Origin of the sequence: Insulibacter thermoxylanivorax, from assembly GCF_015472005.1 — a bacterium.
Classification (GTDB): Bacteria; Bacillota; Bacilli; order Paenibacillales; family DA-C8; genus Insulibacter; species Insulibacter thermoxylanivorax.
This window is the reverse complement of record NZ_BMAQ01000006.1, coordinates 193,822-214,914: the sequence shown is the minus strand read 5'-3', so window position 1 is coordinate 214,914 and position 21,093 is coordinate 193,822. Positions and strand designations below refer to the sequence as shown.

Sequence of the window (21,093 nt, the reverse complement as noted above, 5' to 3'; positions counted from 1 at the left end):
CTTCTGCAGAGTCCTCTCATGCTTCCTGCGGTGTATCTTCTCTGCGCCTGCAAGAAGAATAGTTCGACGTTTCATGCCTGGCAAAGCTGGGTGATTGATTATGGTGCAGATGAAGATCTTAACTTGTCCCGGTATGCAAAATGACTTAAAATAGGTTAATGGATGTGATAAAATGTTACGTAGTATGACTGGATACGGACTGTCTGTTAGAACCATATCTGGGTATCGATTGCAGATCGATGTCAAATCCGTTAACCACCGATACAATGAAGTCGTGGTGCGTATGCCGCGAGAGTGGATGATCTACGAAGAACATCTGCGCAAGATCGCCCAGCAGTTGGTTAGACGAGGGCGAATCGATATCTTCGTCACGGTGGAACGGGATCCGACAAGCGGGCAGCAAGCCGCGGTGAATTGGCCGCTCGTGGAAAGCTTATACCAAGCAGCAGAAGAGATTCGCAGGCGCCTGAATCTGCCGGAAGAGGAGCGGATCGGGCTGAGGGATCTCATCGCTGTTCCGGAAGTGCTTATGCCCGCAGAGGATGAGCTGGAAGATTCCGATCTGATGCGGGGGTCGCTGGAGGAATGTCTGCGTGAAGCGATGCAGCAATTGCTTGCGATGCGCGAAGCGGAAGGTCGGAACCTGCGGGAAGATCTGGTGTCGAGGATCCGCACGGTGGAGAAGCTGATGGATCAAGTAGGACAAGAAGCCCCTTTAGCGGTAGAGCATATGCGGCAGAAGATGCGTCAGCGGATCCAGGAGTTGTTGGAAGATCCGACTTGGTTCGACGATCAGCGTTTTATGATGGAGGTGGCCGTCATGGCCGAGCGTTCGGACATCGATGAGGAATTAGCGCGATTGTCAAGCCATTGTCAGCAATTCCACGACTTGCTGGATGCCGATGAACCCGTCGGCAGGAAGCTGGATTTTCTCATTCAAGAGATGAACCGCGAAGTGAATACGATCGGCTCCAAGGCCAACTATGCGGCGATCACGAATCTAGTCGTAGAGTTGAAAGCTGAACTGGAGAAGATACGGGAACAGGTGCAGAATATCGAGTGATCGATGCTCAGCAAGCGGACTGACGGGTATGTGGCAAGGATTAGCAGGCAATAGTAATACCATCATCTGGATGGGTTGCTGAAGCAGGCCAGCACATAGATTCGGAGGGGAATTGGATGGCAATCAAGCTAATCAACATCGGGTTTGGCAACATCGTATCGGCGAACCGGATCATCTCGATCGTAAGTCCGGAGTCTGCGCCGATCAAGCGAATCATCCAGGAAGCGCGTGATCGTCATATGCTGATCGATGCTACTTACGGCAGACGAACGAGAGCGGTCATCATCACGGACAGCGACCATGTGATCTTGTCCGCGGTCCAGCCGGAGACGGTAGCCCATCGTTTAACTTCTAAGGAAGACGAGTCGGAGGATTAGATTCACGAGAGGACTAGAAGCGGAATGAACAAAGGTTTATTGATCGTATTATCGGGACCATCCGGCGTTGGCAAAGGCACGGTCTGCGCAGCGTTGCGTCAGAAAACAACGGATCTCGTCTATTCGGTATCGGCTACCACTCGCAGCCCGCGCCCGGGGGAAGTGGATGGTGTGAACTACTTCTTCAAGACGAGGGAAGAATTCGAACGCATGATCGAGCAGGATGAACTGCTGGAGTGGGCGGAGTACGTCGGCAACTATTACGGCACGCCGGCGAAATTTGTCCAGGAGCAGCTGGATCAAGGGAAGGATGTCTTCCTGGAGATCGAAGTTCAAGGTGCGATGAAGGTCAAGCAGAAGTTTCCGGATGCGGTGTTTATCTTCCTCGCTCCTCCGTCGCTGGCTGAGCTGGAGAAGCGCATCGCGGGGCGTGGAACCGACGATGATGAAGTGATCCGCAGACGGATGCAGGTGGCGAGGGACGAGATCAAACTGATGGAAGAGTATGATTATATCGTTGTGAATGATCAGATCGACTGCGCTTGCAGGCGGATCATGAGTATCATAGAGGCGGAACACTGCCGCAAAGAGCGCATCGTTCCGCAGCTAACTACCAGCTTGAATGAGGTGTTGTAGACATGTTATATCCATCGATCGACGAGATTATGAATAAGGTTGAAAGCAAGTATTCGCTGGTCGTAGGCGCTTCGAAACGGGCGAGAGCACTCCGGGACGGGGCGAAGACCTACCTCGAGGAGCCGAAGTCGCATAAGTACGTCGGCATAGCGCTTGAAGAGATCTATCATGGCCATGTGAAGATCGAGAACGTCGACGAGACCAAAGAGAACAAATGAACGCAGCATATATCATGACCGTCTAGAGAACGGACAAGCTTGCTTCCAACAACCCTTGCGGTTGTTGTTTTTTTACTATGAGAGGGAGCGGAGGTAACAAGGTGCTGAATGGCAAAACAATCGTCCTGGGCGTAAGCGGGGGGATCGCAGTCTACAAGGCGGCGGCGCTGACCAGCAGGCTGGCGCAAAGCGGAGCTGAGGTGCATGTGATCATGACCGAATCCGCCGCCAAGTTCGTCACCCCGTTGACATTTCAGACACTGTCCCGGCAGCCTGTTCATACGGACACCTTTGCGGAGCGGGATGCGTCCGTGGTGGCGCATATCGATCTTGCAGACAGGGCCGACCTTTTCGTCGTAGCGCCTGCCACGGCGAACATCATCGCCAAGATGGCCTGCGGTCTGGCAGATGATATGCTGAGCACGACGCTCTTGGCGACCACGGCGCCGATCCTGGTCGCGCCGGCGATGAATGTGCACATGTATGAACATCCTGCGGTGCAGGCCAATATGCAGACGCTTAGGGAGCGCGGCGTTCACTTCATCGAACCGGGGGTTGGGCAGCTGGCCTGCGGCTATGTCGGCCGCGGCAGATTGGCTGAACCGGAAGACATCTATGCGGAGATCGTGCGGCTTATGACGCCGGACCAAACCCTGGCCGGGCGTAAGGTCCTCATCACCGCCGGCGGCACGCTGGAGCGGATCGATCCCGTGCGCTTTATCACCAATGATTCCTCGGGCAAGATGGGTTATGCTGCCGCGCAAGCTGCACAAGAGATGGGGGCTGAGGTCACCCTTGTCAGCGCGAATGTATCTCTGCCCGCGCCGCGGGGAGTGAAGCTGGTTCCCGTCGTCTCCACACGGGATATGTATGAGGCGGTGATGGAGCGGCTCGATGCCCAGGATCTCATCATCAAGGCCGCTGCTGTAGCGGACTATCGTCCAGCTGCGCAGTCTGCGCAGAAGATCAAAAAATCCGAAGAACAGATGACTCTGGTACTGGAGAAAACAGAGGATATCCTGGCTGAGATCGGGCGCCGCAAGAAGGGCCAATTCGTCATCGGTTTCGCAGCGGAGACGGAACATCTGGAAGAACATGCGATGAAGAAGGTGCGCAGCAAAGGGTGCGACCTGATCGCAGCGAATGACGTCTCGCAGCAGGGGATCGGTTTCGGTGCGGATCACAATGAGCTGTATATTTTCGATCAGAATGGTCTCGTTAAGAAGATTCCTCGCAGTTCCAAGCTGGAGGCTGCCAGAGAGCTGCTGCGTTTGGCCGCCGAGCGGATGAACGCGAAGGGGAATGCCGCCCCATGATCGCCAGTGTGATCGTCGACGTAGCAGCCAAACAGACGGACCGCCCCTTCGATTATCTGGTGCCGGAGGGGATGCGCGAGTGGATTGAAGTCGGCAGCCGCGTCGCTGTTCCCTTCGGTTCTCGGCTCATTCAAGGATTCGTCGTCGCCTTGTCGGATACCACTGAGATGGAACGAAGCAGACTGCGCGCTGTCGATCACATCCTCGATATCCAGCCGCCGCTGACCGAGGAATTGGTGCGGCTGGGACGCTGGATGAGCGAGCGCTATCTGTGCCGGGAGATCACCGCCTTGACGGCGATGCTCCCCGCAGCGCTGAAGGCCAAATACGACCGCGTGCTGGCTTGTGCTTCTGCCGATGTCGGGAAGGATCGAGGAGACTTAAGCGATCGGGCGCAAAGCATCCTCGCTTGGCTCACTGAGCACGGACCGGTGTCCCGGGACCGCGTGTTGGAACAGTTCCCGCGCTCCGAATCCGAACTCAAGCACCTGGTGCGCGAAGGACTCATCGTCGAACAGCAGCTCGTCAAGGATCGCCTGCAAGTCAAAAAGGTCCTCACCGTGTATCCGCCGGAACCGCCGGAGAAGCTGGAGGAAGCCCTGACGCAGCTGTCGGCAAGAGCCGTTAAACAGCAGGAAGTCCTCCGCTATCTGCTGGAACATCCCGAACCGATCCCTATGACCGAGCTGGCGGCAGTTCTCAACACGACATCCTCAGCGATCAAGGCGCTGGCCGAGAAGGGATGGATCGCGATCCGGCCGGCGGAAGTGCTCCGAGATCCTTATAAGGACAGGCAATTCAAACGGAGCAAGCCCCTGCCGCTGACGGAGGCGCAGCAGCAGGTGTTCAGCAGGATCCGTGAGGCGGTTGAGTCTGGCAAGCGGCATGCTTATCTGCTCCATGGCGTGACGGGCAGCGGCAAGACGGAAATCTATCTGCAAGCGATCGCACGCTGCCTGGAGCTCGGCCGCGAGGCGATCGTGCTGGTGCCGGAGATCTCGCTGACGCCGCAGATGGTCGAGCGATTCAAGGGAAGATTCGGCGACCTGGTGGCCGTCATGCACAGCCGCTTATCCCACGGTGAACGCTATGATGAATGGCGGAAAGTACAGACGGCGGAAGCCAAGGTCGTTGTAGGCGCGAGATCAGCGGTGTTCGCACCCTTTCGCAATATCGGCATGATCATCATCGATGAAGAACATGAGACAAGCTACAAGCAAGAGGAAAGTCCGAAGTATCATGCCCGGGATATCGCCATGTGGCGGGTCGAGCAGCACGGAGCGACGCTGATCCTCGGCTCGGCGACACCGTCGCTTGAGACCTGGCGGGCGGCGATCGAGCCGCTGAGCGGTGAGCCGGAACTGATCCGACTGGCGCTTACAGAGCGAGTCGCCGGGCGGCCGCTGCCGCCGGTTACGCTGGTCGATATGCGGGAGGAGCTGCACAGCGGCAACCGTTCGATGTTCAGCCGCCGATTGCGTGAAGCGATCGAGGAACGGGTGCGGTGCGGCGAGCAGACGATCCTGCTGCTCAATCGCCGCGGTTATTCGACCTTCGTCATGTGCCGCTCCTGCGGCCATGTGTGCCAGTGTCCGCACTGCGATATCTCGCTGACCTATCACCGCTATACGCGGACGATGCGCTGCCACTACTGCGGATATGGGGAGCGGGAGGCATTGCAATGCCCCCAGTGCGAAAGTCCGCATATCCGTTTCTTCGGCACGGGTACGCAGCGCGTGGAAGAAGAGCTGGTGAAGCTGTATCCCGGGATCCGGGTGATCCGCATGGACGTGGATACGACGACGGAGAAGGGCTCCCATGAGAAATGGCTGCGGATGTTCAGGGAGCGGCGGGCCGATGTGCTGCTCGGCACGCAGATGGTTGCTAAGGGACTGGATTTCCCCTATGTGACTCTGGTCGGGGTGATCGCCGCGGATTCCATCCTGCGGCTGCCGGATTTTCGCGCTGCGGAACGGACGTTCCAGCTCTTGACGCAGGTGGCGGGCCGCGCCGGCAGGCATGATCTGCCCGGCGAGGTCATCGTACAGACCTACGCGCCGGAACACTACAGCATCGTCAGTGCAAGCCGGCATGATTATGAGATGTTCACACAGCGCGAGCTGATGGAACGAAGAGCCCTCGGTTATCCGCCTTACAGCCGGCTCATCCTCATCACCCTCAGCCACCCCGATCTGACCAAGGTGATGAAAGCCGGGGAGACGGTGGCGCAGGCGATCAAGAGGATCTGGAAGCGGCAATGGGATGAGCAGGCGGTCTATCGCATGCAGCAGACGGCGGACAACGAGTTGACGGTATTGGGACCGGTGACATCTCCGATCCCGCGGATCAAAGATAGATATCGATTCCAGTGCATGGTAAAATATCGTGGAGATGCTGCTTCCGCCTCCGCACCGGCGATCGTCAAGCTGGCGGTGGAAGAAGCGGAACGCGGCGGCGATCCCGAACTTCAACTGGCGGTCGACGTGGATCCATATATGATGATGTAGTCGGCATCATATGGACGAGCGGACGTTCAAGCGAAGGACGAACGTTTTAAGGATGGATGCCGCCAGCCTGCGGGGATGACCTTGCGGGAATGACGGGAAACACTCAGGTATACAATGAGACTAGAGATGTTACTAGGAAGGGGCTGCCTGTTCATATGGCCATTAGAATCATCGTACAAGATCCAGATCCGATTCTGCGGGAGAAATCGAAGCCCGTTACCAAATTCAACGCGAATCTGCATAAACTGCTGGATGATATGGCGGAGACGATGTACCATGCCAACGGCGTCGGTCTGGCGGCGCCGCAGATCGGCATCTTGAAGCGGGTCATCGTCATCGATACCGGGGACGAGCACGGGCTGATCGAGATGGTGAATCCCGAGATCATCGCCCGGGAAGGCGAGCAGTTCGGACCGGAAGGATGCCTCAGCATCCCCGGCATCAACGGCGATGTGCGCCGGGCGATGAAGGTGAAAGTCCGCGGTCAAGACCGTTACGGCAACGAATTCTCGATGGAAGGCGAAGGGCTCTTGGCGCGGGCCTTCCAACACGAGGTCGATCATCTGAACGGGGTGCTGTTCACCGATCTGGCTGAGCGAATCTATGAATTGCAGCCGGAAGAAGAGGATGAGGCGGACAGCGAGTAAGGATGCGAATAAGACTTAGAGAGATTCGAAACAAGCTTAAACAGGATTCATGCTGTCAGTGACATGTGCATGTCTGATAAATGGGTTCAAGGACAGTAAGGTGAAATGTAAGGTCGGGAGTTGATCGCTTGAATATCGTATTCATGGGAACCCCAGATTTTGCGGTTCCTTCTTTGCTTCAATTGCTGGAACATGATTACAACGTTGTCGGCGTCGTGACGCAGCCGGACCGTCCGAAGGGACGGAAGCGGGTGCTCACGCCGCCGCCCGTGAAGGAAGCTGCCCTGAAGGCTGGGCTTCCCGTCATGCAGCCTGTACGGCTGCGTAATCCTGAAGCAGTGGCAGCGCTGGCAGAGTGGCAGCCGGATCTGATCGTAACCGCAGCATATGGCCAGATCCTGCCTAAGGAAGTGCTCGATATGCCCCGCCTCGGCTGCATCAATGTTCACGCCTCGCTGTTGCCCCGCTACCGCGGCGGCGCACCGATCCATCATGCGATCATGAATGGGGAGTCGAAGACCGGCGTGACGATCATGTATATGGCCGAAGGCCTGGATACGGGGGATATGATCTCGCAGGTGGAAGTGCCCATCACAGAAGAGGATAACGCCGGCACGATGTTTGAGAAGCTGGCCCATGCAGGGGCCAAGCTGCTCATCGAAACGCTGCCGGATCTCATCGCCGGGCGTGCGCCGCGCATCCCGCAGCAGGAATCCGAGGCCACTTATGCGCCGAATATCACGCGGGAGCAGGAGAAGATCGACTGGAGCCGTTCGGCCAGGGAGATCTTCAATCAGGTCAGAGGATTGAGTCCATGGCCGGTTGCGTATACGATTTGGGATGGGGAAGTGATGAAAGTCTGGGCATGCAAGGTCTTGGACGCTTCGACTAAGCACACCTCCCATGCACCGGGTACGGTGCTGGCCCTTAAGCCGGAGGGCATCGATGTAAGCTGCGGCAGCGGTGTCGTTCGTCTTACCATGGTGCAGCCCGCCGGTAAGAAAGCGATGGCGGCGGCGGATTTCGTGCGCGGCGGGAAGATGAAGGAAGGCACGGTGCTGGGCATATGAGCGGCCGCGCGCGCAGCACGGCGCTGGACATCCTGCTTAAGATCGAACGGGATCAGGCTTACAGCAATCTGGAATTAAACCAGGCGCTGAAGGCTGGCAAGCTGAACCAACAGGATGCCGCCCTGGTCACCGAGATCGTATACGGCACCATACAGCGGCAGAATACGATCGATTATTATCTCAGCCGCTTCGTCGCCCGCGGATTGGACAAAGTGGAACCGTGGGTGCGCATCCTGCTTCGTCTGAGTTTCTATCAGATCTATTATCTGGATCGCATCCCGCCCCACGCGGCGGTGAACGAGGCGGTGAACATCGCCAAGAAACGCGGGCATAAGGGCATCGCGGGCATGGTGAACGGCGTCCTGCGCAGCGTCCTGCGCAGCCTTCATACGCTGCAGATCCCCGATTCCCTGCCGCCTGCTAAGCGCATCTCCCTGGTTCACTCCCACCCGGAGTGGCTCGTCCAGCGATGGATCGAGCAGTATGGAGCGGAGGAGACCGAAGCGATGTGCGAAGCGAACAATCAACCGGCACCGATCAGCGTGCGGGTGAACCGCTTGAAGACGGACAGGGATGCGATGTTGGCGGCGCTCAGGGAACACGGGTTCGATGCCCGCCCCTCGCTGCTCAGCGAAGACGGGATCGTGCTCGCCGGACGCCGCGGCAATATCGCGCATACCGATTGGTATGAGCAGGGGCTGCTCACGATACAAGATGAGAGTTCTATGGTCGTCGCTCGGATGTTGGATGCACAGCCGGGCATGCGGGTACTCGATTGCTGCGCCGCGCCGGGCGGCAAGACGACGCATATCGCGGAGACGATGGGGGATGAGGGCGAGATCTGGGCGAATGATATTCATGAACATAAGCAGGCGCTGATCGAAGCGCAGGTCCGGCGGCTTGGTCTGAGCAGCGTGCGGACCAGAGTCGGCGATGCAGCCAACCTTGCGGAGGAATTCCCGGCGGAACATTTTGACCGCATCCTGCTCGATGCGCCCTGCTCCGGCCTCGGGGTCATCCGCCGCAAGCCCGACATCAAATGGCGCAAGAGCAGTGAGGAAATTGCGGAACTGGCGAACCTGCAGCTTCATCTGCTGATACAGGCCGCTAAGCTGCTGAAGCGGGGAGGAATCCTCGTATACAGCACCTGTACGGTGGATCCTGCGGAAAATGAGCAGGTGATCCGCCGCTTCCTCGCCGATCATCCCGAATTCACCGCCGATGAGCAGGCTGATCTGCTGCCGCCGGCGCTTTCGCCGAACGCTGAGCATCAGCTCGGTGCAGTCAGAATCCTTCCTCATCACTACGGCTCGGACGGGTTCTTCATCGCCCGTTTAAGAAGAGCATAAGAATTGCAGGTCCGGGAGCTGTGCCGGGCGGGCACGCTGCGGGACGGGGAGCAGGACAGGTGAAGGTAAGGCATGTTCTCCTTGCCGCTTCGTTGCTTCGACGGCAAAAATTCTTTTAAGCGAACATGTGCTTGTGATAGTATATATAGGATAGGGGCTTGGGTTGACACGAAGAAGAACAAATCTAAACATAGAATGGATCGTGATGAGATGAAACCATTGGTCTATGACCTGACTTTGGAAGGTTGGGAAGCATGGGCGGCTGAACGCGGCCTTCCGCGGTTTCGCGCAGCGCAGATTTTCGACTGGCTGTATGTGAAGCGTGTGACGGATTTTGCTGCGATGACCAACTTGCCCAAGCAGCTTCGCGCCCAGCTGGATGAGGAGTTTCGCTTTGCTGCGCTGGAAGAGATCACCCACATGAAATCCCAGGATGGGACGATGAAGTTCTTGTTCGGGCTGCATGATCAGCATGTGATCGAGACGGTGATTATGCGGCATCAGTATGGGAACAGCGTCTGCGTGACGACACAGGTCGGTTGCCGGATCGGCTGCACGTTCTGCGCCTCGACCTTAGGCGGTCTTAAGCGTAACCTGACGGCAGGCGAGATCGTCGCACAGGTGGTGAAGTGCCAGCAGATGCTCGATGCCGAAGGCGAGCGGGTGAGCAGCATCGTCGTGATGGGATCTGGAGAACCCTTCGAGAACTATGAAGCGACGATGGATTTTCTCCGCATCGTCATCGATGAGAAGGGGCTGAATATCGGCCAGCGTCACATCACCGTATCCACGTCCGGCATCGTGCCGAATATCTATCGCTTTGCGGATGAGGATACGCAGATCAATCTAGCTGTTTCGATCCATGCTCCGAATGATGCTCTGCGATCTAAGTTGATGCCCGTCAATCGCCGCTATCCCTTCGATGATCTGATCGAGGCATGCAAGTATTATATTGAGAAGACGGGCCGGAGGATCACCTTTGAATATGCCCTCATCGGCGGGGTGAATGATCAGCCGGAACATGCGGCGGAACTGGCGGAAGTGTTGCAAGGCATGCTGTGCCATGTGAATTTGATCCCTGTAAATCACGTCCCCGAGCGAAAGTATGTGCGCACGCCGCGAGAGGATATTTTTGGGTTTAAGAAAGTATTGGAGCATAACGGAATCAACACGACGATCCGCCGTGAACAAGGACACGATATCGCCGCTGCCTGCGGGCAGCTCAGGGCGAAGCATATGCAGTCCATTACGGGGTGAGAAACCGATGAAGACAGCGAATATCACCGATGTCGGACGCGTCCGTCTCGTGAATGAGGACCGCGCCTGCGTCGAAGCCAGCATTAATGGATTCGCTTTTGCTGTCGTTGCGGATGGGATGGGCGGCCACCTGGCAGGCGATGTTGCCAGCCAGATGACGACCCAGTACATAGAGAAACAGATGAGGCAGCGTCTGGTACGGGGCATGAATGCGGAGCAGTGTGCAGCCTTGCTGCGTGACCTCATCCGTGAGGCGAATCGCGAAGTCTATGAACTGGCCAACTCCTCAGAGCAATACGTCGGCATGGGGACGACGGTCGTGGCGGCGATTGCCGACCGCGAGCGCGTCGTCGTCGCGCATATCGGGGACAGCCGGGCTTATATGATCAGCGGCCGTTCGATCGTTCAGCTTACAGAGGACCACTCCCTGGTGAACGAACTCCTCAAAAGCGGTCAGATCAATGAAGAAGAAGCGGCAAGCCATCCGCGGCGCAATGTTCTCGTGCGGGCGCTCGGTACTGATCCGGAAGTCGATGTCGATGTGGTCTGCCGGGAATGGAAGGAGAAAGACGTTCTCCTCTTATGCACCGATGGGCTAAGCGGTCTTGTCAAGACGGAGACGATCGTCGAGACGATGAATACCGACGCCGGATGGAGCGAGAAAGCCGGCCAGCTGGTGGATAAGGCGTTGGATGCCGGCGGGGATGATAACATCACCATCGTTCTGCTGATCAATGAACAGGACGAGGCTTCACCGGAGTCGGCGGAACAACTGGATGGAAGGGGGGAAGCAGGATGATAGGATCAGAACTGGGCGGCCGTTATGAGATCGTCGAGCGGATCGGCGGCGGAGGAATGGCCATCGTATACAAAGCCTACGATACGCTGCTGCACCGCCATGTCGCGGTGAAGGTGCTGCGCGAACAGTTCGTTCATGATGAGGAGTTCATCCAGCGGTTCCGCAGGGAAGCGCGTTCGGCGGCATCGCTCTCCCATCCGAACGTGGTGAGCATCTATGATGTCGGCCAAGATGAAGATATTCATTATATCGTCATGGAATATATCGAAGGCGGGACGCTGAACGATATCATTAAGGAGCGGGCTCCTTTGCAAGCAGAGGAAGCGGTCAAGATCGCAAGCCAGATCTGCGATGCTCTGGATCATGCCCATCAGAACGGGATCATCCACCGCGATATCAAACCGCACAACATCTTGATCAGCAAGAGCGGCCGTATCAAAGTGACGGATTTTGGGATTGCCCGTGCTGCTGCCTCCTCCCACATCACACAGACGGGGGCTGTGCTCGGGTCCGTGCATTATTTCTCGCCGGAACATGCCAAGGGTGTCGCCCAGGGCGAGAAATCCGATATCTATTCACTCGGCGCGGTTCTTTACCAGATGGTCACGAATCGCTTGCCTTTCGCGGGTGACAGTCCGATCAGCGTGGCCCTTAAGCACCTGCAGGAAGATTTTGAAGAGCCGCGCTCGATCAATCCGCTTCTCCCGCAGAGCTTGGAGAACATCATCTTGAAAGCTCTGCGGAAGCGGCCCGAGGAGCGATACGAATCAGCAAGAGCCATGCTGGAAGACTTGGAGACTTGCCTGCTTCCGGAACGCCGCGATGAGCGCAAGGTATTCTATGAACCGGAAGACGATGATGATGAGAAGACGATTATCATGCCGGCGATTCGTGAGTATACGGCAGCCGTCAATCATGGGCAGGAGGATGAAGAGATGCCGCAAACACGGGGCAGGATCGCGGAGAGCCTGGCAGATGAGCCGAAGCGCCGCCGCTGGGTGAAGCCGACGATCTGGATCGCGGTTGTGCTGGTCTTATTCTTCGGAACCTGGCAGGGCGTTAAAGCGGTGATGAGCTTGTTCGATGTGCCGGAAGTGGATGTGCCGAATGTGGTCGGTGAGCATGTGGATGATGCCGTGCGGATTCTGGAGGATCTGAATCTGAAGGTGCAGTTCACCGAGGACGAGTACAGCGATATTTACGAACAAGGCTATGTCATCAGACAGAGTCAAGCGGATATCTTGGTGAAGGAAGGATCGACGATTCATCTGACCGTCAGTTTGGGACCACTCGAGCAAGAGATGCCTGATCTGACGGAGATGTTGGAGCATGAAGCGCGCAATCTGTTGGTGGAACTGGGCTTCTCCAGGGATGCCATCGAGATCGTCGAAAGTTACAATGATCTGCCTAAGGGCAGCGTGGTCAGCCATGAACCGGCTGCCGGGGAGAAGGTGAATCCTCGCAGCAGCCAGGTGACGCTGGTGGTAAGTCAAGGCCCGGGCACCGAGAGCATGCCGAACTTAATCGGCGACACCTTGCAGGTTGCACGCAACAAACTGGAGATCCTGAACCTCAATGAGAATGTCAAGATCGAAGAAGCACCGGATTATACGCAGCCTGCGGGGCACGTGTTCCGGCAGTGGCCTTTCGAGCCGAATGATCCGGTGTCTCCCGGAGCGGAGATCACGCTCTATGTGAGCACAGGTTTGCCGAGCGATGCGATTCAAACGGAGAAAGTGATCACCGTAGAGCCGGCAGTCGAAGGCGTCGCTTCAACGATCGAGATCTATATCACGGATGCAAGCAAGGACAATGTCCTGTGGGGAACGAAGGAGATCACGCAGCGCACGACCTATCGCGTGGGCATCGTCGTCTCCCCGACGCAGAACGCGACGATCCTGATTCAGCGAGACGGCGCTTGGCTGGATACGCAGACGGTCACCTATTCGGAAGCGCGGCTGCTCCAGTCCGGCGGAGGTCAGACGGGCACGCCGGAACCGCCTGCCGGGCCCGATGAAGAGGCGGTGGAAGCAGAAGTTCTGGATGAGCCGGCGGATCAGGCATCTTGGACCGATGAATCGGAAGCAATCGAAGGCCAGCTGTCGGAAGGACAGGGCTGACAGGTGAACAATGCCAATCGATATGACAGATCGTAACGTTTGAACGAACATATCAGGAACTCAACAAGCATGAACAGTGGAGGATGATGCATGGCGCGCGGATTGATCGTCAAGGCGTTAAGCGGCTTCTATTATGTCATGCCGGATGACGGCGGGGAAACGGTTCAGTGCAGAGCGCGCGGGGTATTCAAAGTACGCGGGATCACGCCGCTCGTAGGAGACCGGGTGCACTTCGAGGTGGAAGCGACCGGCGAGGGGACGGTGACGGAGATCGAACCGCGCACGAGTGAGCTCGTGCGCCCCCCGATCGCTAACGTGGACACAGCGGTGCTCGTGTTCTCGATCGCTGAACCGGCGGTCAGTCATCTCCTGCTGGACCGCTTTTTGGTTCACGTCGAGCTGGCGGGCCTTACGCCCATCATCTGCTTTTCGAAGAAGGATCTGGGGAAGGATCCGCAGGAACTCGAAGCGGCGATGCGCAAATATACGAATATCGGATATGAGGTCTTTGCGACCAGTTCCGTTCACGGTGATGGAACCGACGAGCTGGTCCAACGGCTCACCGGTCATATCAGCGTCTTCGCGGGACAATCCGGGGTCGGCAAGTCTACGCTCCTCAATGCGATGATCCCCGGTCTCGACTTGGAGACCAGAGAGATCAGCCGCCGGCTGGGACGCGGGAAACACACGACCCGCCATGTGGAGTTGATCCCTCTGCCGCAAAGCGGCTGGATCGCCGATACACCGGGCTTCAGTCAGCTGGACTTCACCATCGAACCAGAAGAGTTGACGCTTGGCTTCCGAGAGCTGCGCGAAGCAGCGGAATCCTGCAAGTTTCGTGGCTGCCTGCATATCAGTGAACCCGGCTGTGCAGTCACGGAGGGCTTGCAGGAAGGTTGCATCGATCCAACGAGATACGAACATTACAAGGTATTCTTAGAAGAAGTGAAAGAAGCGAAAGAGAAGAGACGGAGGAACCCTAGATGATCTATATTGCACCATCCGCTTTGGCAGCTGATTTTCGCCGTCTGGAGGACGAGCTGAAGGATGTGGAACGGGGCGGGGCGGATCTGCTCCACGTCGATATCATGGACGGGCACTTCGTTCCGAATATTTCATTTGGACCGTTCATCGTGGATTTCATGCGGCAATCGACATCATTGCCGCTGGATGTCCATCTGATGATCGAACGGCCGGAGCTGATGCTGCAGGAGTTTCAGCGGGCCGGCGCGGACCGCATTACCGTTCATGCCGAAGCCTGCACCCATCTGCACCGCGTGGTCGGCCAGATCAAGGATCTTGGCATCCACGCGGGCGTTGCCTTGAATCCAGCCACTCCGCTCAACGTCCTCGATCATGTCGCCCATGAGCTGGACTTGATCCTGATCATGACGGTTAATCCCGGTTTCGGCGGCCAGCGCTTCATCCCGGCGATGCTGCCGAAGATCCGCGAGATGCGCCGGCGCTTGGACGAGCAGGGCCTTACGCACGTCCATATCGAAGTAGACGGCGGAATCAATGAACAGACGGCGAAGCAGGTCATCGAAGCGGGCGCAGATGTTCTGGTCGCCGGCAGCTCCGTGTTCAATGAAGCGGATCGGGCTGAGGCGATTCGGCGTTTGCGCGGTTAGGTCAAGGCAGAAAGATGCCGGATCTAAGATCCTCCGCAGTGTTGTCGATTAGACAATGGCTGCGGAGGATTTTTTTATCGAAGGGCATGTTTAATCGCGTATGTTTGCAGCACGCCCTGCATATATATGTTGTTGACAGATCAATCGATTTCGGTCGCAGAACCTCTAGGCCGTCCGGTCACCGAACGGATTCGGAACTCATAATCTACTGCTGAGGAGGGATTGTTATGAAATTTTATACGATTAAACTTCCGAAGTTTTTAGGCGGTTTTGTAAAATTCGTCCTTAAAAAAATGGGAAAGTATTAATCCGTCGCTCGGCAGTTCATAACAAGGAAAGGGATCTCCTTCGCATATGTTTACGGTTGATGAACAGCAGCGCAACGAAAAAAAGCACCAGAGTTTTCGGTGCTTTTTGCTAATTATGCGAATTTTCATCTATTCAGGCTAATTTCGATTATACTCGTGCTGTTAAGCACGCTGCACTTTTCCGGATTTCAGTGCGCGGGTGCTGACATATACGCGCTTCGGTCTGCCATCGACCAGAATCCGAACTTTCTGGACGTTCACACCCCAGGTTCTTTTTGATTTGTTGTTCGCATGGGAAACATTGTGGCCTCTGGATGGGCGCTTGCCGGTAACATAACATTTGCGAGCCATGAATCACACACCTCCCTCGTTCCAAAACACACTTAGATATGATACCATAAGGCAGTAAGCAGCGTCAACGAATGATTTTTCGACACTCATTTATTTATTTCTCCTATCAGATATAGTAAAATGAACTTTAGTTCATCCTATCTACCAACGAAAGGGGATGTATCACTTTGGTCATCGAGCAAACCACCCAAGACGGTAAGATCACGGTCTCCGATGAAGTCATCGCTGTGTTAGCTGGTTCTGCGGCCCTGGAGTGCTATGGTCTTGTGGGCATGGCTTCTCGGCAGTCCATCAAGGACGGCATATCGGATCTGCTTGGCAGAGAGAATCTGAGCAAGGGTGTCGAAGTAAGACGTGAAGGCGACTCCTTGATGATCGATCTATACATAGTCGTCAGTTATGGAACGAAGATCTCTGAAGTTGCACATAACGTCCAGTCCAAGGTTCGCTACGTGTTAAATGACATCGCCGGCGTTCACGTGGACGGCGTGAATATCATCGTGCAAGATGTCAGAGTAATGAAATAGGAAGGGGAATTCTCATTTTGGGTAAGCGCTTTATAGATGGTACAGATTTTTACAACATGGTGATCGCAAGCGCGAATCGACTGCAAGCCAATGTTGAGTTCATTAACGGCTTGAATGTGTTCCCGGTTCCCGATGGAGACACCGGTACCAATATGAACATGACGTTGACATCGGGTGTAAATGAGGTGAACAAGCGGAGAAGCGAGCATCTGGGCACGGTTGCTGCCGCTTTCTCCAAAGGCTTGCTTATGGGGGCGAGAGGGAATTCGGGCGTCATCTTATCCCAATTATTCCGCGGCTTCGCCAAGGCTTTGCAGGAGCTTGATAAGGCGAACATCGTTCAGGTGGCGCAGGCGCTGCAGCAAGGTGTCGATACGGCTTATCAAGCGGTCATGAAACCAGTAGAAGGAACGATCCTCACGGTATCCCGTGAGGCTGCGAAGCATGCGATGCAGATCGCCCGCCGTGCGCAGGATATGACGGAACTGTTCACCGCTGTGGTATCGATGGCCAAGGATGCGCTGGCAAGAACGCCGGAGATGCTCCCCGTATTAAAACAGGTTGGCGTAGTCGATTCAGGCGGTCAGGGCCTGGTCGTCATCTATGAGGGATTCTTAGAATCGCTGACGAATGAACGACCGCTGGATGACGCTGCGGCAGCAGGTACGGTGGAAGCACCGGTGCCGGCTGCGGATCTATCCAGCATGCCGCTTGGACAAGCTGATGCGCAGGAGATTCGCTCGGAAGGCCCGGCGCAGGCACAGATTGCCGCTGAGGATATTCTTTACCCATATGATATGGAGTTCTTCATCGATATGTCGGCATATCCAGAAGCGGCAGCGCAATTCGATGAGGATGAGTTGCGCGAGCAGCTGGCGAAGGACGGGGACTCGATCATCATCATCGCTGACGACGGCATGGTGAAGGTGCACGTCCATTCCAGACAGCCCGGGGATGTCCTGAATGCAGCGCTCGCTTATGGGGAACTCCGAAATTTACATATCGTGAACATGCGGGACCAGCATCGCGATATCGTAGAGGGGGCCGATTACGGCCATATTGCAGCTGCTGAACCGCAGCCGCGCAAGGAGAACGGCTTGCTTGCGGTGGCGGTCGGCGACGGCATCGCCGAGATCTTCGAAAGCATCGGCGTCGATCTGATCGTCTCCGGAGGACAGACGATGAATCCGAGCACGGAGGATCTGGTGAACGCCGTGCGGCAGATCCCGGCAGAACGGGTGTTCATCCTGCCGAACAACTCCAATATCATCATGTCGGCGCAGCAAGCCCAGGAATTGGTCGAGGATCAGGAGATCATCGTCATCCCTACGAAGACGATCCCGCAGGGAATGGCAGCTGCCCTTGCGTTTAGCGGGCATGCGGAACCTGAGCAGAATCGCGCCAATATGGAGGAAGCGATCAGCCAGGTTCGTTCAGGGCAGGTTACTTATGCCGTAAGGGATTCGCAGTACGAGGATCTGACGATCAAGGAAGGCGACTATCTGGGGCTTCTCGACAACAAGATCGTCGTTACGCACAATGAACTGCTGGAGACCAGCAAGCAATTGCTGGCGAAAATGCTGGAAAGCGGTGATGAGATCGTCACTGTGATCACAGGTGCCGATGCGGATGCTAGCATGACGGAACAGCTTTTGGCTTATGCAGAGGAAACCTATCCAGAAGCTGAGTTCGAAGTCCTTCATGGGGGACAGCCTCTTTATTACTATATATTCTCAGTAGAGTAGAGAAGAGCGGATGGTTGAGGAGAGCGTTAGATTAAGGGTTAGAGGTGATATGTTTTGTCCAAGATTCGCATCGTCACGGACAGTACGGCAGATCTGCCGGAAGAACTCGTAAAACAGTATGGGATCGAAGTGGTCTCGCTCAAGGTGCATTTTGGGGAAGAGGTGTATGATGATCGGTGGCTGGAGCCGGATGTCTTCTATGATAAGCTGGTCAAAGCAAGCAAGCTGCCGACGACCTCCCAGCCTTCGCCGATGGACTTTCTTGAGGTGTATAAGAAGTTAAATGAAACCCCCGGCACACAGATCATCTCCATTCATCTCTCTGCAGCATTCAGCGGTACCTACCAGTCGGCCGTTTTAGCCAAATCTATGCTGGAAGAAGAAGCGGACATCACGATTATCGACAGCAAGAGCGCCAGCTACGGACTTGGAATGCTGGTAGAAGAAGCTGCGAAGGCTGCTGAGAGCGGGAAGAGCAAGGAAGAGATCATCGATCTCGTGCAGAACCTGCGTTCCAGCACGAAGCTCTATTTCCTGGTTGATACGCTGGAGTATCTGCACAAGGGAGGAAGGATCGGCAAGGCTTCAGCTGTGTTCGGTTCGCTTCTGAATATCAAACCGATTCTCAGCATCGATGACGATGGTGAGGTATACGCTGTGGACCGAATCCGCGGTCAGAAACGAGCGATGCATCGGATCATCGAACTGTTGAAGAAGGATTTTGCCATGGATAAACCGGTGGTCGTACATATGGCCTATGCCGATAATAAGGAAACGGCTGAAGAGCTGGGCAACATGGTGAGAGAACAATTCATCGTCCACCGCTATGTCTACACGCGCATCGGCTCTGTCATCGGCACGCATGCCGGGACTGGCGTGATCGCGGTATTCATGAGCCCGCTTATGGAATCCGAGTGACAACCTTATCCTTATCCCATACATAAACAACCTCCATAAGTGAACGAGGAAGTCCCTATATCCGGTTGTCAACCCGCGAATGTTTAGGGTAGTCTAGGATTATAGGGGCTTTTTTGTTGTTTAGAGGTGAGGAGAACCATGAAGGGGAAACTTGCGGAGACCACCGTGAATTTCGTCAAAGGGGTCGGTCCGCGCAGAGCGGAACTCTTGAACCAGCTTGGGATCTTCACGGTGCAAGATCTTCTGGAATATTTTCCGTTTCGCTATGAGGATTACCGGATGCGGGATCTGTCGGAAGTCAGCGACGGGGAGAAGATTACGGTACAAGCGACAGTATACGGTGCGCCCTATGTGCAGATGTACGGCAGGAATAAGTCCCGCATGGTGTGCAAAGTGATCGTCAGCGGCATGCCGGTGAATGCTGTCTGGTTTAATCAGCATTTTCTCAGAGAACGGTTAAGACCGGGGGTGGATATCGTCCTGACCGGCAAGTGGGACGCCCGGCGGCGGCAGATCACCGTAGCTGAGTCGGAATTCCAAGCGGGAAAGAACCGGCAGACGGGACGCTTGCAGCCCGTCTATTCGGTAAGCGGGGACATCTCCCAGAAATGGCTGCGCAAGGTGATCAAGCAGGCTCTGGAACAATACGGCCATCTGATCGAAGAGGTGCTGCCGGCAGAGTTGGTTCACAAACATCAGCTGTTATCGCGGCGGGAAGCGCTGTTCGGCGTGCACTACGCGGAGAACATCGATGAAGGACAAGCTGCACGCCGCCGCATGGTCTATGAAGAGCTCTTGATGTTCCAGTTGAAACTGCAAGCGTTAAAGGCAGCGAATAAGAACAGAAAGCACGGCATCGCGCATCCGATCGACCGCGCTCAGGTGGAGGAATTCATCCGCAGTCTGCCCTTTACTTTGACGCGGTCGCAGCAAGAGGTGATCGATGAGATCCTTCGCGACCTTCGTGAGCCGGGATGCATGAACCGGCTGCTGCAGGGCGATGTCGGTTCGGGCAAGACGGTGGTGGCAGCTGCGGCACTGTTTGCCGTTGTGAAGGCAGGCAGTCAGGGGGCGCTCATGGCGCCGACGGAGATTCTGGCGGAGCAGCATATGCGCAACCTGCAACGGATGTACGAACCCTTCGGCATCCAGGTGGACCTGCTCGTAGGCAGCATGACGGAGAAACAGCGGCGGGATGTGCTGGCCTCCTTGCAGATGGGGATCACCGATGTGATCGTCGGCACCCATGCGCTGATTCAGGAGGATGTGTATTTCCGGCGGCTGGGACTGGTGATCACCGACGAGCAGCATCGGTTCGGAGTGAATCAGCGCAGCATCCTCCGCCGCAAGGGGATGGATCCCGATGTGCTGACGATGACCGCCACACCGATCCCCAGGACGCTGGCGATTACGGCCTTCGGCGATATGGATGTATCCACCCTGAGCGAACTGCCAAAAGGGCGCAAACCGGTCAAAACCTATTGGGTGAAGCACGATATGCTGCAGCGCATCATCGTCTTCATGGGCAAGGAGATGGCGGCCGGGCGGCAGTGCTATGTGATCTGTCCGCTGATCGAAGAATCGGAGAAACTCGACGTGCAGAACGCCATCGATCTCCATGCTCAGCTGCAGCAGGCTTACCCCGACTTTCGCGTCGGCCTCCTGCACGGCCGAATGCCGGCTGCGGAGAAGGATGAGGAGATGCGGAAATTCAAGGACGCCGAGACCCATATGCTTGTCTCAACAACGGTGGTGGAGGTCGGCGTCGATGTGCCGAATGCGACGGTGATGGTCATCTACGATGCCGAGCGATTCGGGCTGGCGCAGCTCCATCAACTGCGCGGCCGCGTCGGCCGCGGCGAGCATCAGTCCTACTGCATTCTGATCGCTGATCCGAAGACGGAGGTTGGGCAGGAGCGCATGCGGGTGATGATGGAGACCAATGACGGTTTTGAAGTAGCACGGCGCGATCTGGAACTGCGCGGGCCGGGGGATTTCTTCGGCACGAAGCAGAGCGGTCTGCCGGAGTTCCGTTTCGCCGACCTGATGAGCGATTTCGAGATTCTCGAGCTGGCGCGGGATGATGCAGCCGATCTGATCCAGCGGCGGGATTTTTGGACGTCGCCGGAGTATGCACCGCTTCGTGAGATGCTGCAACGGGAGAAAGTGCTGTCCGGTGATATATTGGACTAAATGGCTATTCTTTGACCTATGCCAGGTGAGCATTGTTTCGCCTGGCTTTCTTATTGGCTGA

Annotated in this window: 20 protein-coding genes; 19 read left to right on the top strand and 1 reads right to left on the bottom strand. The window is 56.1% G+C overall.

Translation table 11 applies throughout. The features are described from left to right. The first annotated feature begins 172 nt into the window (after positions 1-172). The 15 genes from PRECH8_RS05425 to spoVM all read left to right on the top strand — a co-directional run bounded on the left by PRECH8_RS05425 (position 173) and on the right by spoVM (position 15,298). Positions 173-1,063, top strand: coding sequence for a YicC/YloC family endoribonuclease (locus PRECH8_RS05425; protein WP_200966068.1), 891 nt, complete (start codon positions 173-175; stop codon positions 1,061-1,063). A 116-nt stretch (positions 1,064-1,179) separates the two neighbouring features. Then, positions 1,180-1,440 carry an extracellular matrix/biofilm regulator RemA gene (gene remA, locus PRECH8_RS05420; protein ID WP_200966067.1) on the top strand — a complete coding sequence of 87 codons (261 nt, stop codon included), beginning with the start codon at positions 1,180-1,182 and terminating at the stop codon, positions 1,438-1,440. 24 nt (positions 1,441-1,464) lie between these two features. Continuing rightward, positions 1,465-2,076: a guanylate kinase gene (gmk, locus tag PRECH8_RS05415; protein WP_200966066.1), complete on the top strand. Its 612-nt coding sequence runs from the start codon at positions 1,465-1,467 to the stop codon at positions 2,074-2,076. A gap of 2 nt (positions 2,077-2,078) precedes the next feature. Next, a complete protein-coding gene (rpoZ, locus tag PRECH8_RS05410) occupies positions 2,079-2,294 on the top strand; it encodes a DNA-directed RNA polymerase subunit omega (RefSeq protein WP_200966065.1) in 216 nt (71 codons plus the stop codon). Positions 2,295-2,395: 101 nt separating this feature from the next. After that, a complete protein-coding gene (gene coaBC, locus PRECH8_RS05405; RefSeq protein WP_200966064.1) occupies positions 2,396-3,610 on the top strand; it encodes a bifunctional phosphopantothenoylcysteine decarboxylase/phosphopantothenate--cysteine ligase CoaBC in 1,215 nt (404 codons plus the stop codon). Beyond that, complete coding sequence (gene priA / locus PRECH8_RS05400; protein WP_200966063.1) at positions 3,607-6,117, top strand: primosomal protein N'; 2,511 nt, start codon at positions 3,607-3,609, stop codon at positions 6,115-6,117. Before coaBC ends, priA begins: the two co-directional genes overlap by 4 nt. A 155-nt stretch (positions 6,118-6,272) precedes the next feature. After that, on the top strand, positions 6,273-6,764 hold the full coding sequence (def, locus tag PRECH8_RS05395) for a peptide deformylase (protein WP_200966062.1): 492 nt from the start codon (positions 6,273-6,275) through the stop codon (positions 6,762-6,764). Positions 6,765-6,892: 128 nt separating this feature from the next. Then, a complete protein-coding gene (gene fmt, locus PRECH8_RS05390; RefSeq protein ID WP_200966061.1) occupies positions 6,893-7,834 on the top strand; it encodes a methionyl-tRNA formyltransferase in 942 nt (313 codons plus the stop codon). Next, on the top strand, positions 7,831-9,183 hold the full coding sequence (gene rsmB, locus PRECH8_RS05385) for a 16S rRNA (cytosine(967)-C(5))-methyltransferase RsmB (RefSeq protein WP_200966060.1): 1,353 nt from the start codon (positions 7,831-7,833) through the stop codon (positions 9,181-9,183). Before fmt ends, rsmB begins: the two co-directional genes overlap by 4 nt. A 210-nt stretch (positions 9,184-9,393) precedes the next feature. Further along, positions 9,394-10,440, top strand: coding sequence for a dual-specificity RNA methyltransferase RlmN (gene rlmN / locus PRECH8_RS05380; RefSeq protein ID WP_242457449.1), 1,047 nt, complete (start codon positions 9,394-9,396; stop codon positions 10,438-10,440). A 7-nt stretch (positions 10,441-10,447) separates the two neighbouring features. Further along, positions 10,448-11,239 (top strand): Stp1/IreP family PP2C-type Ser/Thr phosphatase, encoded by a 792-nt coding sequence (locus PRECH8_RS05375; protein WP_200966058.1) that lies wholly within the window; start codon positions 10,448-10,450, stop codon positions 11,237-11,239. Then, on the top strand, positions 11,236-13,359 hold the full coding sequence (pknB, locus tag PRECH8_RS05370) for a Stk1 family PASTA domain-containing Ser/Thr kinase (protein ID WP_200966057.1): 2,124 nt from the start codon (positions 11,236-11,238) through the stop codon (positions 13,357-13,359). Before PRECH8_RS05375 ends, pknB begins: the two co-directional genes overlap by 4 nt. Positions 13,360-13,449: 90 nt before the next feature. Then, complete coding sequence (rsgA, locus tag PRECH8_RS05365) at positions 13,450-14,346, top strand: ribosome small subunit-dependent GTPase A (RefSeq protein ID WP_200966056.1); 897 nt, start codon at positions 13,450-13,452, stop codon at positions 14,344-14,346. Beyond that, a complete protein-coding gene (gene rpe / locus PRECH8_RS05360; protein ID WP_200966055.1) occupies positions 14,343-14,990 on the top strand; it encodes a ribulose-phosphate 3-epimerase in 648 nt (215 codons plus the stop codon). The genes rsgA and rpe overlap by 4 nt, the downstream gene beginning before the upstream one ends. Positions 14,991-15,217: 227 nt before the next feature. Further along, on the top strand, positions 15,218-15,298 hold the full coding sequence (spoVM, locus tag PRECH8_RS14740) for a stage V sporulation protein SpoVM (RefSeq protein ID WP_200966095.1): 81 nt from the start codon (positions 15,218-15,220) through the stop codon (positions 15,296-15,298). 162 nt (positions 15,299-15,460) lie between these two features. Here spoVM and rpmB read toward each other — a convergent pair whose 3' ends face one another. Next, complete coding sequence (gene rpmB / locus PRECH8_RS05350; protein ID WP_200966054.1) at positions 15,461-15,649, bottom strand: 50S ribosomal protein L28; 189 nt, start codon at positions 15,647-15,649, stop codon at positions 15,461-15,463. A gap of 167 nt (positions 15,650-15,816) precedes the next feature. Here rpmB and PRECH8_RS05345 point away from each other — a divergent pair, with 167 nt between their 5' ends. From PRECH8_RS05345 to recG, 4 genes are all read left to right on the top strand, one after another. Further along, the gene (locus tag PRECH8_RS05345) at positions 15,817-16,176 is read left to right on the top strand and encodes an Asp23/Gls24 family envelope stress response protein (RefSeq protein ID WP_200966053.1); all 360 of its coding nucleotides are present in this window, start codon (positions 15,817-15,819) and stop codon (positions 16,174-16,176) included. Between the two features lie 17 nt (positions 16,177-16,193). Then, positions 16,194-17,921 carry a DAK2 domain-containing protein gene (locus PRECH8_RS05340; RefSeq protein ID WP_200966052.1) on the top strand — a complete coding sequence of 576 codons (1,728 nt, stop codon included), beginning with the start codon at positions 16,194-16,196 and terminating at the stop codon, positions 17,919-17,921. Positions 17,922-17,975: 54 nt separating this feature from the next. After that, complete coding sequence (locus tag PRECH8_RS05335) at positions 17,976-18,839, top strand: DegV family protein (RefSeq protein ID WP_200966051.1); 864 nt, start codon at positions 17,976-17,978, stop codon at positions 18,837-18,839. A gap of 138 nt (positions 18,840-18,977) precedes the next feature. Then, on the top strand, positions 18,978-21,032 hold the full coding sequence (recG, locus tag PRECH8_RS05330) for an ATP-dependent DNA helicase RecG (RefSeq protein WP_200966050.1): 2,055 nt from the start codon (positions 18,978-18,980) through the stop codon (positions 21,030-21,032). Positions 21,033-21,093: the final 61 nt, after the last annotated feature.